This is a genomic window from Paenibacillus sp. 10L310 (assembly GCF_056395745.1).
The window spans coordinates 379,715-393,991 of the sequence record NZ_JBFTKC010000003.1; the positions used below are offsets into that span (position 1 = coordinate 379,715).

The 14,277-nt window shown below is 41.0% G+C and carries 12 protein-coding genes; 3 read left to right on the forward strand and 9 right to left on the reverse strand.

Going from position 1 to position 14,277, the window contains the following annotated elements:
- Positions 1-74: 74 nt before the first annotated feature.
- Positions 75-881: a helix-turn-helix transcriptional regulator gene (locus AC1DE7_RS10715; protein ID WP_477534356.1), complete on the reverse strand. Its 807-nt coding sequence runs from the start codon at positions 879-881 to the stop codon at positions 75-77.
- A gap of 161 nt (positions 882-1,042) precedes the next feature.
- Between AC1DE7_RS10715 and AC1DE7_RS10720 the strand changes: the two genes are divergently transcribed.
- Positions 1,043-2,581, forward strand: coding sequence for a hypothetical protein (locus AC1DE7_RS10720; RefSeq protein ID WP_477534357.1), 1,539 nt, complete (start codon positions 1,043-1,045; stop codon positions 2,579-2,581).
- Between the two features lie 392 nt (positions 2,582-2,973).
- Here AC1DE7_RS10720 and AC1DE7_RS10725 read toward each other — a convergent pair whose 3' ends face one another.
- Positions 2,974-3,795 (reverse strand): nuclease-related domain-containing protein, encoded by an 822-nt coding sequence (locus AC1DE7_RS10725; RefSeq protein WP_282320996.1) that lies wholly within the window; start codon positions 3,793-3,795, stop codon positions 2,974-2,976.
- A gap of 489 nt (positions 3,796-4,284) precedes the next feature.
- Complete coding sequence (locus AC1DE7_RS10730) at positions 4,285-4,581, reverse strand: hypothetical protein (RefSeq protein WP_282320995.1); 297 nt, start codon at positions 4,579-4,581, stop codon at positions 4,285-4,287.
- Positions 4,582-4,865: 284 nt separating this feature from the next.
- Here AC1DE7_RS10730 and AC1DE7_RS10735 point away from each other — a divergent pair, with 284 nt between their 5' ends.
- Positions 4,866-5,336: a GNAT family N-acetyltransferase gene (locus AC1DE7_RS10735; RefSeq protein ID WP_282320994.1), complete on the forward strand. Its 471-nt coding sequence runs from the start codon at positions 4,866-4,868 to the stop codon at positions 5,334-5,336.
- A gap of 223 nt (positions 5,337-5,559) precedes the next feature.
- Here AC1DE7_RS10735 and AC1DE7_RS10740 read toward each other — a convergent pair whose 3' ends face one another.
- From AC1DE7_RS10740 to AC1DE7_RS10755, 4 genes are all read right to left on the reverse strand, one after another.
- A complete protein-coding gene (locus tag AC1DE7_RS10740; RefSeq protein ID WP_477534446.1) occupies positions 5,560-6,300 on the reverse strand; it encodes an AAA family ATPase in 741 nt (246 codons plus the stop codon).
- A gap of 102 nt (positions 6,301-6,402) precedes the next feature.
- The gene (locus tag AC1DE7_RS10745) at positions 6,403-6,936 is read right to left on the reverse strand and encodes a pilus assembly protein (RefSeq protein ID WP_282320993.1); all 534 of its coding nucleotides are present in this window, start codon (positions 6,934-6,936) and stop codon (positions 6,403-6,405) included.
- Between the two features lie 194 nt (positions 6,937-7,130).
- A complete protein-coding gene (locus AC1DE7_RS10750) occupies positions 7,131-7,592 on the reverse strand; it encodes a hypothetical protein (RefSeq protein ID WP_282320992.1) in 462 nt (153 codons plus the stop codon).
- A gap of 87 nt (positions 7,593-7,679) precedes the next feature.
- Positions 7,680-8,654: a phosphotransferase enzyme family protein gene (locus AC1DE7_RS10755; RefSeq protein WP_282320991.1), complete on the reverse strand. Its 975-nt coding sequence runs from the start codon at positions 8,652-8,654 to the stop codon at positions 7,680-7,682.
- A 395-nt stretch (positions 8,655-9,049) separates the two neighbouring features.
- Between AC1DE7_RS10755 and AC1DE7_RS10760 the strand changes: the two genes are divergently transcribed.
- The gene (locus AC1DE7_RS10760) at positions 9,050-10,375 is read left to right on the forward strand and encodes a PepSY domain-containing protein (RefSeq protein WP_282320990.1); all 1,326 of its coding nucleotides are present in this window, start codon (positions 9,050-9,052) and stop codon (positions 10,373-10,375) included.
- A 421-nt stretch (positions 10,376-10,796) separates the two neighbouring features.
- Here AC1DE7_RS10760 and AC1DE7_RS10765 read toward each other — a convergent pair whose 3' ends face one another.
- Complete coding sequence (locus AC1DE7_RS10765; RefSeq protein WP_282320989.1) at positions 10,797-13,082, reverse strand: preprotein translocase subunit SecA; 2,286 nt, start codon at positions 13,080-13,082, stop codon at positions 10,797-10,799.
- A 649-nt stretch (positions 13,083-13,731) separates the two neighbouring features.
- Positions 13,732-14,241, reverse strand: coding sequence for a hypothetical protein (locus AC1DE7_RS10770; RefSeq protein WP_282320988.1), 510 nt, complete (start codon positions 14,239-14,241; stop codon positions 13,732-13,734).
- Positions 14,242-14,277 lie beyond the last annotated feature (36 nt).

Here is a 14,277-nt window from a genome sequence, read left to right on the forward strand (position 1 = left end):
ATTCTATTTCACTTCCGAGACCCCAACCACACTCTGTTTATGCTAGTAAAGAAATTACCAGTTTGATTAACTTTCTATATGGCAACAGGAACGTAAATACAACAATGAATGCCTGATTGGCTGTTCAGATTATTCATGGAAAAGATATCGTATGCATGCACAACGCCATCTGCCCGATCCTTCGTTTCAAGCAGGACACGATTGACTTGTTTGAATTCAACTTGGTGCAGGTTCCAGATCGTTCGGAAGTCTACACTTTCTTCACTCAATTGTTTCACGATTCTGCTGAATTCGGGGTCACTCGGATACTTGTCATAATACGTACGGAATACGGCTACCGAGTGCCGCGCGAATTCCTCCCAGTTGTGCATACGCTCCCTGAGCGCTGTATCCAGAAATAAAATCCGCATCATTAAACGCTCATTCACATTCATCGACGAGAAGTTGAAGAGGTTCGTGTCTGCAGCTTCATTCCAGGCAAGTACCTCAGAACGTTCATTGGTAATAAAGGAAGGATGAGTCAACTGGCCAATAATGCTCTGCCACCCTGGCTCCAGTTGCGAATACGAAGCAAGGAATTCATGTTCCGTATTAGGGTCCCATAAGTCAAACAGATGACTCTTCTCTTCCAGGGTTAAACGGAGCGCATTCGCTATACTCTGCATCACTTCTCGTGAAGCCGCCAACTCTCTACCCTGTTCGAGCCACGTGTAATACGTTGCACTGACACCAGCCAATACTGCCACTTCTTCCCGCCGTAGACCGGGTGTTCTTCGCTGTCCATGAGATCCTGACAATCCAACTTGTTCCGGTTGAATGCGGCTCCTCCGTGATTTCAAAAACTCACCCAGTTTTTTGTTGCGGCTCATACTTGTATCCATAGACATCGTTCCTTTTTATAAAAGTATTCAAGCCTATTCGACTCTATCCAAAATGGTAGTCTCTGAATGACTTTGATATAATTCATCTATTATTAGTTCTACAGAATACTTGGTTTACAAGTAGCTTAGCATCGATTGATGCAGAACGAAAGGAGCATAACATGATCCCCAATGTTGGAGATGTGTACTGCGTGTACGTCGAAAAATTACAACAATATACAGCCTGCCAGGTAACTGGACTGAAAGAAACAGAGGGTAAAACTTCTGACACGCTTGCCTCCGTCCTTCAGTTGGATTGGACTGGTGATCAACTGCCTAATGAAATGCATCTTCATCAGATGAAACCGCTGATCTGTAATTTCTATTTCTGGAATGACCGACTTGCCCATAGTTTCGTGAGTGCTAATGTTCCTTCACAGTATGTGCTTGCAGGCAACATCCCTCCTCTCTACACCGAGGAAACAAATACGTATGGCGGAGGCTGGCCGATCGGAGAAAGTCTCTATCTCCAGCGTGAATGGGAAGGTATCGATGCGATCCGAAGAGCGCAGTTCAAACAAGCTGCGGATGATGACGAAGAAGTGATGATTGGCGATCGTGTAATGCGGCGCAGTACGAGTACACTCTGCGATTTCAGCCCTACATCTTCTGAAGATGTAGCCGAACTCGCAAAGCTACCTTGTCTGACACATATTGAAATGGATGGATATACGGAATCAATCTTTCCATTTATAGAGGACAACCCGTTCATTAATGAACTTCATATCATACATCATGGTCAAACGATGCTCGATATCAGCAACAGTCACCTGACCAAACTTATTGTGGATGTTAGCGGGTTGAAGGAGTTAATTTTGAACACAAAGATGAAAAGTCTGAATTTCACAGGAGAGTTGTCTCCTGATCTGCGAATCTCGGCTTATGAAGACGGTAAATGCATCACTCTCAACGTTCCATCGGGCCTTCCACAGGTTACGGGTATCTCACGACTTGAAGGTCTGTATATCAGAGATATCACGGAGCTCCATCTGGAGCCACTTGTGCAGTATTATCCTGAGCTTTCAGAGTTGCGATTGTGGGGTAAACCCGGCAATGTATCCCATATAGAGTCGATTCAGCATTTGGCAAATTTGCAAACCTTCACTACATATGACCTGTTCGGCTTCAATGGTGAAGAATTCCCTGATCCAGAGCAACTTCCACAATTGGCTACGCTGTGGCTAACCAGCCTTCCTGCCGATGCAGCCAAATCGATCAAAACAAGATATAAAAAAACCGCTGCTGCCGGACTTGATATGGAAATCACCAAAGCACGCAAACCGGAATGGCTTGCGGAGAACCTGAACAATCCATTTCGGGATTGGGATGGGCGGGACCACATCAAGGCAGCACACGCCAAAAAAGCAGCTCAATTGTACAAGCAGTGTTTGAAGGAAATACGTCAGTTAAGTCAAGATTTTAATAATCAGGAAGCTATGCACAAACAGCTCGTATCCATGGTTGAGAACTACACACAGACCTTCAACAAGATGGATGCCAAGACCGGCTTTATTGAAACTGTTGAGCGGGAAGAGATTTATGTTGTTCTAACGGAGTTGCTGGATCAATTACAGCAGCATTTGGAACTGCGTCAAGATGAATTGATTAAGGTTAATCACGAGGATTTATATGAGGTATTTGATCGTTTGAGGGATTTCTAGGTTACATGTTTCAACTCGTCCAGTCGCTATGGCGGCAATATTTCACCAAAAAACAGCTGTTTACGCAAAGAGAGTCCTGTTATGAACATGGCAGGACCCCCTTTTTTTATGAATACATTTTCTTTTACTCTATTTTTTCTTTTACGTCTAATTTAACATGATAAGAACGGGTATAAGCAGTGCTAGGAAGTTAAAGATTCTCAATGTAGTCTATTTCACCATATGTGTAGTTGTTCTTATTTTAACCGACATTTTCATAGATTCATACAAGAAGAAAAAGCTACCTATGGCAACTCACTTTGCTCATCGTTTATCTATTTTTCGATTTCATTTAAGGAAAGTACTCTTTACTGCGCCTATTCTATCTGGATTCAAGCTGATTCAAATTTACACTACGCATCTTTACGATCTCGAACGAATTCCAAGTGCTTCCTTTTTATGTCCTCCGATACCTCTGTTTGTGGTAGCAGAGATTCATAAACCACTGTCGTACTTTCCTCATTTAAAACATCAGGAAGGATGTGAAATAGTCCCTGTAATTGGCTTGTTAGATTCATATGTTTCGTAATAACGATGCCTTTTGATTTAACTTTGATCGTATCGATATTTGAATCGTTATTAAATACGATAATGGAATGGAACGGTATGTCTGTATAGCATTCACCCAAAAAAAGCTTAATAGCACGAATATGTCCTGCATTCTGCATAATTGGATTGTAAAATTCATTTCGATTCTCAATAAATGCTTGATTCCATATACGTTCATCTTCATTCCCAACAATCACTCCCCGATAGTTTTTGGATTCAATTACATAGATTCCAGTACTATGGATGGCAACTAAGTCCACTTCAGTGTATTGTCCACTGCTTGTTGGTACATAAAGAGATGAAAGACATTTGATATCGGGGTGACTTTTTCGGACAGCATCAAGCACCATGGCTTCTCCCTGTTGCCCCTTATCGAAAAGGACTACTGGCGTATCTACAAATGAGCTACTTTGCTCGCCTTCCCATTCCTCTTTCTTTCCTAAACTCCGGTCTATGCTTCTTTCCTGTTCTTCATGGGCAAGCGAATGATTCATGGGGGTACGGCTTGAGAATATCCCACTAAGTAAGCCTATTAAAGCTACAATTCCAAACAAAATCCCGACAACAAGTCCAAGGTGATCAAAAATCCACGTCAGAATGGTTGCTGTTTTTGTTAGAAAATACACGTATCTATCACCCCATAAGAGTTACTATGTAATATTTCACCTGACCGTTAATTAACAACTTCTGTTTTTCACAAAGATCTTTTTAGATACTTCCCAACCTTATAATCCTTAAGGCCTTAAGGATGTCATGCGGTGCTCCACATTCACTTCGTTCCATGACTCGCTATATTATTTTTGGCTCTCCTTCAATAATATAGCGAGTCCTAACGATATCATCCTTTATAAAGATTTCGATTACATGCATTAGGTCAACTCGATCGATAAGCTTCACATCATTGATTCCAGCCCGTGTTTTATGTACCTTCTTTTTTCTTCTCGAATGCAATCCACGAATAATATGATACCCAGAATAGTATTGGAAATATGGCTACTGCAATATAGCGTTTATCATGAGGGAGCGTAAAGATAGTAACAATGGAGATCGGTAAAATAACGGCAAGTAGAATTAAATATTTGCCCCAATGTCTTTTTAATATCTTTAACCCCTCCTTAATCGATTGCTGTCGTTGATAAAGCTGGAATATGTGCTAAGGTCCTCCCATCGGTCAATTTTTCAATTCTATCTTTCTGTACATTACGTAATAAATCTGAATGGAGAAAACGCTCGGTTGAGCCAATTACACTTTTACCATCCAAGTACATTTGGTACTCTATATTTGAATGAAAGTAGATAGGTACTTCGCCGTTTTCATCTGCAAGTTTATCGATATCGTATCTAGGGTTTACCTTTAATCCCTCTTCTCTTTCTTTTTCCAATCTCTTAAAGAGTTCTGTTATAGTTTCCATTCACTCAAACCTCCTATTGAATAGATTCGATTAAATCAACCACACCGAATCCTATCGTATCTCCAACGTATTATAAATCAAGTAAAAACAATGTCAAATGAATCTTATTACCCCATCGGATTCTTATATAGTCTACCATGTCTCAACATGCTATGGGTATACATGGGAATCACTTGTTTTTCCTTCCAGCGTAAATTGTGCATGTATACTCCATTAAATGGAAATTTTTCGAAATAAATTTTATACTTATTTTAACAAGCGTTTCAATAGGAGGGATACATTTAATGGAGGTTTCATTATGTAAAGCAGATTTAAAAGATGCAGCGACTATTCATGAGATGAAAGTCAAAGCATTTATGCCTTTGTTGGAAAAATATCAGGATTTTGAAACGAGCCCCGCCAATGAAACCGTAGAAAGAATTATTACTCAAATTAATCAATCTTGTACAGATTATTTTATAATTCTTCATCTTGAGGTTGTTGTTGGTGGAATTAGAGTCGTGAAAAAAGATAATCAAATCTATAGTGTTAGCCCAATTTTTATACTGCCAGAACATCAAGGAAAAGGAATTGCTCAAAAAGCCTTTGTATTGGTTGAACAGATCTATGATGAGGCGAAGTCATGGAGATTGGGTACCATCTTACAAGAGAAAGGAAACTGTTATTTGTATGAAAAGATAGGCTATAAAAAGACGGGTGCAACAAAAGTGATCAACGACAAAATGACAATGGTATTTTATGAAAAGCATTTATAGATGAATAACCATTGGATTAAGTTAACCGCCTTACGGTGGGCGGTTAACGTTTATATGAAATTCAACAAGCAAGTTTAACATATTACCATTATCTTTTTAGCTCTCTTGCTGAATGTCTTTCCCATACATATGACCCTCCTGAAACACAATAGTTTTTCAAGCATGATGAGTCATACCTTAGTCCGAAATTACACCACATATTAGAACTGTACTGCCCGTTAGCTTAGTCTTGAACTTCTTCGAATAACTCTCTGAGCATCCTATCCTTATTATTCACAAACTCTTTCATAATCATAAAATGGTCGGTTTCTTCCAATACTTGGACCTCGATACCATCCGGCTTTAGATTGTAAATAATCGAATCTGGATATGCCATAAGGATTGGGGAATGGGTCGCAATAATAAATTGAGAGTTTTGCAAAACAAGTTCATGGATTCGTGTTAGCATCGCCATTTGGCGAAGAGGAGACAATGCGACCTCAGGCTCATCCAGTATATATAATCCATTCTCCCCGAACCGATGAATGAACGTGGAAAAGAACGACTCTCCGTGCGATTGCTCATGCAAGGACTTGCCACCGTACGAATCTTTAATAGGGCGAATCGGGCGACCGAATGAAGGTTGGCTGTCCAACTCATCGATCGTCGTGGCTAAATTATAATAACTTTCTGCCCGGAAGAAGAAGCCATCCCTCGGGCGTCGCGGGCCTCTGATCAATTGTATATATTCATATAAGCTCGAGTGGGTAGCCTGGGTTGAGAAGGAAAAGTTGATCGTCCCACCCTCCGGGTTAAATCCCCATGCGACAGCAATGGACTCCATCAGTGTTGATTTGCCCATCCCATTTTCACCTACGATATAGGTTACCTGGGGGTGGAAATCAAGAGTATGTAGGCTTCGAATGACTGCCAAATTAAAGGGGTAACGATTATAAGTGGGTACTTGGTGCCTCTTGAGCTGAATTTGTCGTAAATAGGAATGCTGTACATTCAATCTAATTCACTCCCTTTAGTTTACTCCATCAATCAAATAATACCACATACCGAAACTACCCTGCCCGTTAGTTCAATAAGATAGATGAACAGTATCGTCCGGGTCTGAACCAGCATATCCCCACACTTCCCCATCAACGCGATAACCGCCACCACTCCATTGAAGCAAGTAGCCTCCAGTACTCATACCTTGTGTGAAACCTTCTTTACTATTTATCCAATCTAAAGATTCCCCGGCAGCAATCGTTCTAGCGAAATACACTTCACTAGTAGCTAAGTGCGTTAAACTAACATTGACCTCATGGCTACTATTGTTCTTCATAAGCAGTTTTATATGTACAAATTCAGGATTTACGGAAAAGGGTTGCTGTACCGTCGCGCCTCCAGAAGCAATATAGTGCGAGGGTCTGTTCTCTTGTTCGCTTAAAGAATTAGAAAGGGTTGTACTTTCCGACTTGCTTGATAATACACCAGATTTTGGAGTAGACATATTCTCTTGAGTTGGACTTGTTGAATCACAGGCAGTTGCGGTCGCTGTTATTAAAGCTAATGATACAACAGTAAAAAATAATCTCTTTTTCTTCAATACTTCATCCCTCGTATTCATTTATTAGTTATTCTGAAAACCTATAAGAAGTTCCTCGTTATTAACAACGCTATCAATTTATAAAAGTTACACCTGTAATTCGCAATATGGCATTGAGTTAACCTGCCCGTTACTTGAACAAAAGCAGCGGATCACATTGATCAGCTGCTTTCTTCGTATTATCGAGCTATCGTTTCCTTTTAGCTTACCCAATTTTAGTTTCGAACGAATTCAGCAGATACAACAGTTGTATTCCATTCCACATGGATGGTGTATGAGCCGGGCTCCAGTTTCGAAAATGTCTTGATATCTGTATAGTCCTGACCAGGCTCCAAATCAATATAGTCTTTTGTTGGTACAACACCTTCGTCTACTACTTTGTTGTTTTTTATCAACCTATACCTTGCTCCGCCAATAACATTCACTATTTTTTCGCTTTGATTTTTGAAAGTATACATTATTTTAGTATCTGATCCTACGTTTTCTACCTTAAGGGAACCGACTAAATTAGATTGATTTGTATTAATGTTTGGACCTAATGGCTCCTTTTTTAAAATATTTGTGGCTACTGGTTCAGTGTGTATTGGTTCTGACTCCGTATTTTCCTTTGTACAGCCTGCCAAAATCATGCACACTACTAAAACTAACATTATGATGGAGCTATTCATTTTCGTCATTAGTATCATCTCCGAATAATTAGACGAACACATTCTTGAATAGGTTGCTAATTTCAATGCTTTGTCACTATTCAGGTAAAACGTCCATTAGTTGAATAAGAAATTTTCTCCTTTAGAATATTTCATAAAATAATGTTGAATAACTGATGGAAGACTAGCTGTCAAAGATTGTTGTTCGTTTGGATTTAAAGAATGAAATGCAAAAGTCCTTATTATTGACCATATAAAGAAAGCTTCTAACAACTCTATATAATTTCCTTGTAGTTGATTTACTTTACTATATGATTTAATGAATATTTTCCTATTTTCAACTGAAAGATGCAGAAATGTTTCAGCCATATCAAATAAATAAAAGCCATAACCACAATTCGAAAAATCTATTGGTCGAGGAATATCTTCATAAAACACATAATTACTCTCGTGAAGGTCGGAATGAATGATTCCCCAGTTACACTGTTCTCCTTTATGTCTTTCTATCATTTTTGCTATTTTATGTGCTGACTCCTCCACATATGAAAATGCTTCACTTGACATAAGTTCTAAATTTACCAACTGTTTTAATTGATTAAGTGAAGAATATAAATGATCGGAATTGTATATTGGTCTATTAAAGCCGTCAGGTGAATTCCACTTTATAGAATGTTTATGTAAAGCCGCCATTAAAAGAGCCAAATTGCCAGTTTCATTACTTGTTGGCTCTCTGTTAAGCACCTTACCATTAACCCACTGGTGAACAGTCACAATGAATTTATTGTTATTATAATCAGTTGATATAACTGTGACCAGATCACCTTCGAGATTCCTTTTAGGATTAGGTACAACAAGACCTGTATCTTCATTCAAGGCTTCAAGCCACATGAGTTCTGATTCGATATTTTCCTTTGAGTAATTGGAACTCTTCGAGATATGGATTTTGATAAGAAACTTCGGATTATCGTCTTTAGTATGAACTCGGAATGTAACATTATCACTTTCCCCGAGGTATGCAATTTCACTACAAATTATCGGGTATTGAATTAAGGCTTCTTTCGCTACCTTTGTATAATCCTCTTCAGAAAACATAACATCCACCCCAGTTGTTTCCATTTTTATAAAATGATTATATCAGGAATATTTATGTTATGAAGACCAAGATTGATTATAAACAAACTCTACTGTCCATCAGTTTAAAAAGATGCGCATTGCACAGTGTTGTCCGGATGCAACAGAAAAAGACCAACAAATAATTAATATGTTGGCGAATTAAGTAATCTCTGATTGAACTAGCTTTTCCCGTTAGTTCAATACCCTAATGTTCTTATTCCCCACCTCTAATGTACTTTTCTTCAGCCTCATGCGTGCAGAATTGGTCAACGGACCAGGGATTTACATTGGAAATATTTACTCATTAAACTGTGTTCTCATCTTTGTTAAAGTGGATAAGCATTATGAAGACAAAGACAGGAGCTTTAGCAGACATGAACGTTCTCACCAAATCCATCATTGGCCTGCTTTGCACGACGACATTCGCGGGCGCGTATTTCAGTTATACGGAGCATCAAAATAATCGACAATGGGAGCAGCAGCAACAGCGCAATACGCAATACTGGTCGCATATACAATCGATCTACTTGCGTAATTTCGACTATGCACTTGCGGAGTCCCTTGGGGCGCCTACGGTTTCAGATCGGCAAGCAGCACTTCAATCTGCGATTGAAAATGCCAATCTTATAGTGCAATTTATAAGCAGTGCATCCGCTACAACAAACTCTCAATCTTGGCCAGTGTACGAATCGTTTATCACGAACGGGAGCCGCTACTTGGCCTATCCCGCCAGCGAGAAGGAAATTTCGCTCAACCCGAATCAATTAGAACAAATTCAGCGTCTGAGAAAGTTTGCGAGGACCGCCCTACCATATCTTGATCTGATGAGAGAGAAAGGTGATCGTACCTCTTTATCAAATATAGAACGGATCTCGGCCGAAATGGAAGAGGCTTTGTCTACACTCGATTCGGTCTCAACATATGGAAATAAAGCCTTTAACGAGTTCCTGTACAATCAGAATCCTTATATACCTCCGAAGCCAGGAACCGTTTTCGCCGGTGAAGCCACTTATAAGACTACGGAGCTTGCGGCCAAAGCGAAAACCTTCATGGGCGAAGCCTGGAATACAGGAGCAGATAAGCAAATCGTCAACATGGTCTCCGGCGGGAGCAGCTCCCAATTAGGAGAAGTCATGGATTTCAAGTTATCGGACACCATTGGAAAACCAACCAGCCCCTATATTGCAACACTGAGTAAAAGCGGACACGTACTCCAAGTGACACGCGACGTCTCGATCTCCGAAGAAGTAGCTGTAGAGCAATCTATGGACTTAAAACAGGCTATCGCGGTTGCCGACACCTGGATGGCGCGCTGGTCTGACGAACGTCTGACAATAGTAGCAAAAGAAATAAAAAACACCTCAATTTATCTCACGTATATTCCGGTTCGGGAACAAGTTTCCATTCCGCAGATGCAAGTCGTATGGGAATTTGATCGTCGTAACGGTGCGTTGAAGAATTTTGATGCGTATAGTTATTATTACAATTACAATAAAACCTTCCCACTTCACCCGAAACTGACTGCGGAGCAAGCCTCTGAGAAACTCGACTCAAAAGTAAACGTCTCGGGTAAGCCAAAGCTGGAGATCCACAACAGCAAGCTTGTATACGTATTTTCCGTCACTGGGATCGAAGGCGTTTCTCACATATACGTAAATGCCCTCACAGGCGCTGGCGAAGGCATCGATTACAACCTGTAACCATAACAAAACTAGGCAACCCCACGAACACCTCGCTACAAGAGCCTAGCTTTTTACGTGCCGATGTGGGGCCACCACTTCAAACCAAAAGCAGCCGATCACGTTAGTCAGCTGCTTTTGGTTTTATTAAGCTATTGTTTCCCGTTAGCTTAATAATGTCGCCTTGGTGTGGTTCCTATTAATCATTTTGGGAGACCACGTTTCCAAACAACTCTTGAATTTTGTTGTCAATTCCTCGTTGTGGATGTAATAGAGTAGCAACAGTTTTATCTCAAACCCAAATTTGTTACATCTGAGATAATTTCGTTCCCCGAAGTACCAAATGATCTTATTTGGATAGCGTTTATGATCGTTTACCCAACCATTCCTTCTCTGGCCTAGATCTGTTTTCCGCAATTACCTTAAAAGCTACTCTGCATCACTATTTTGACAGCCTGTATACAGGCCACAGTGCCAACTTCAAAATTTTGCTACCCCAAAAAGCCAAAACAGTCGTACCTGTCCATGAACTCCGCTTATTCTGGCTGTACTGGTCATTGATAATATAGGTCCGGGTGGAAGTAGGGCTTTTCAGACCGAGCTTTTCCCACTCCGCAGGATCATTTGAACCTCCAAGCTTTAGAAGCATATTCGTAGACTCCTTATTGATTTTAGCCGGAATTTGCTCGTAGGCCTGGGTGATTTTCGCATGGAATTCGTCGATTGGATTGCGGCTAGCAATGCTCTCCAAATGGATGCTTTCGCGAAGGTAAGAACCGTATGCCAGATGTTCAGCCCAGAACTCATCGATATAAAAAAGCCGGACCCGCTGCTCCGAAGGGCTCATTGGCAGCTCCCCTTTCAAAATTCTGAGTCGCTCAGCGTATAGAATTCGCCTCTGATCCTCCACCATATCGGAATAACTGTTCAGTTCCTGATGGATATCGAAGTTTTGGCCCATAATAACGCGCTGAACATGCTCGATTTTACTGCGGAGCATCGACTCCTCGAGAGCCTCCTCCTGCCGAGGAGCGCGAACCACTTTGTGGATTCCGAACTGAAGCATTAACTCGTCCTCTAAGCTGACGAAAAATACGGAAGCTCCCGGGTCGCCCTGGCGGCCGGAACGCCCGCGTAGCTGATCGTCAATCCGCACGCTTTCGTTCACATATGTACCTATCACGTATAATCCTCCCAGCTTGGCGACAACTTCTGCCTTCTCCGGGTTGCCGCCGCCGAGCCTAATGTCGACGCCGCGTCCTGCCATATTTGTAGACACCGTTACGGCGCCAATTTCTCCTGCTTTAGCTATGATTTTGGCTTCTATTGCGTCGTTTTTTGCATTCAGAACATGGCATTGTACATTGGCGCTCACCAGCGCCTCCGCCAGCTTGTCAGACTCCTCAACGCTAGACGTACCAATGAGAATCGGACGTCCCATCGCATGGATAGACGAAATTTCTTGTACAAGCGCCTTTAGTTTGGCTTCTTTATGAGTGTAAATGCGGTGCGGGTGATCGATCCGTATGTTTGGCTGATTCGGCGGAATTTTCACGACTTGTAAGGCATAAATATTTTCAAATTCCATTACTGAAGCCTGCGCCGTAGCCGTCATTCCGCAAATTCCTGGATACAAACTAATGAAATGTTGAATGGTAATCGTCCCGAGAATTCTCCCTCCTGCCTTCCACTCTAGTCCTTCTTTGGCCACAAGCGCAGCTTGCAGTCCATCCGGCAAATACCTGTTCTCCGCCACACGACCAGTATATTCATCAATTAATTCAATTTGACCATCTCTCACGATATAATTGACATCTTTCTTTAATAACGTTTCCACATGTAGCGCACAATTCAAGGATGTTAAGAAATGACTATTATGGCTATCGTACAAATTGCCGCATCCGAGTAGTGACTCCACCTTCGCAGTGCCAGCTTCATTCAAATAAACGTTCCGCTGAAACTCGTCGAATTCATAATGCTCTACTTCGTCGAGCTGCCGAGCCACTTCTACGAAACGAAGGTCGTCGCTCTTGGAAGAGCTCAACTCGCCGCTGATGACTAGTGGCACCCGCGCTTCATCGAGAAGTAATGAATCCGCTTCGTCGACGATGACGTAGTGGAATGGACGATGCACCGTATCAGCTTCGTTTAGGGCGATCGTGTCGCGCAAATAATCAAATCCCGCTTCTTTAGCCGTCACATAGGTTATATCGTTGGCGTACGCTTCCTGTTTCTCGAAAAGGCTCATACCAGCTTGAACCGAGTTTACACTTAATCCGAGAAAACGATAGATCGGACCCATCCACTCCGCATCTCGACTTGCCAAATAATCGTTAAACGTCAGCACATGAACGCCTTGGCCAGTCAGCGCATTTAGGTAAGCAGGCATAACAGCAGAGAGTGTTTTTCCTTCGCCCGTATGCTGCTCGATTAAAAATCTCTCATGCAAGGCGATGGCAGCCATGATCTGCACATTGTAAGGCTTTAATCCGAGCTTTCTCTTCGCTACCTCGCAGACCAGCGCATAGGCGTCGACAAGTAGTTCATCTAAAGGTGTTCCACACTTTGCTTCCTTTTTCAAGCGGAGAGATTCCTCTTGGAGCCGCTGATCGTCCCAAGTCTCCAAATTCCGTGTTCTGATGAGTTCCACCTTGTCTCGATAGCCTTTTAACTGTTGCCGGGTATCGCGGTCTTTGAATCTCCGCATCAAGTTGACGACTATACTCACTGGTTTATTCCCTCCTCGGTCATGATGCTGCTTTCTTTCAGAAAGCTTGTCCTATTAAATTGTATTCTCGTTCCGTCAAATGCTGCCTAAGCGTAAGATATGACTTTACATACGTACTCACTTGGTGAAAGTTTCCATAAAAACTAAAAATATTGAATTAAATGATTTGGTATATTCGCGAGATATCCATCTTAAGGTAGTCGATCAATACACCAGTAGCTCACGTACTTATATTGATCTCCTATTTGCTTTGACGTAAAAATTACAAAAGAATTTAAATAACCTACTCTTTAGCTTAATGATAATTCGGTAAATTAGTTGTTTGACTGATTAATGGTATGTTGTTCTTATCCTTCGCTCAAAAAGAGTTTATAAACATCAATTTTGCGATCTTTATAGTAAATCGTTTTTTTTCACCAGTTATGATTTCCCACAACCTAAATGTTTAGATATTAATCTAATCGGCAATGGCACATTGTTCTTGTCACGCGACACTTCACTGCTATGCCCAAAATGGGATCTTGACCGCCCTTCATACAGCTCCATCTATAAGCTTCCATTAAAGAAAACACTCTTCAAGTCATCCAAGTTACGCTATCCTGCCCGTTAGTTGAACAATATCTTTTTAATTATGATATGTTTCACTTGTTTAATTGGTTAAATGGTCTTTATATAGCCATTGATCCCCAGTTTTCACAAAATCAATATAAATGGCAACATTTCCATCATCTACTTTTGCCAAAAATAATTGAACCTCATTCTCACTCACTGGATCAAATCCGCGATACTCTAGGTTCCCTAACTCAATTGATGATAAGAGAGAAACCTTTTGCTTGGATTCATCATCTTGTAAAGTATACGTATCATTCTGATCATCCCACGCCACTTCAGGGACAGATAATGTTGCTAAGGCTTCGTAATCTTTATTATTCATAGCTTTAATTATTCTGAATGCTGCATTCAAAGGGCCTCTAACTGTACTCATATCCATTTCATTCAAAGTATTCTGAGCCGCTTCTAATTCAGCCTTAAGTTGCTTGTTTTCAGCTTGAAGATCCTGAATTTCCTGATCATCTTGGGTAACAGGTAGATCTTCAACAGAATTATCACAAGCAACCACTGCGAAAGCAAAAATAAACATCAATACAAATCTTTTCATTATATACCTCCTTGAATACGGTTGCCCTATATATTG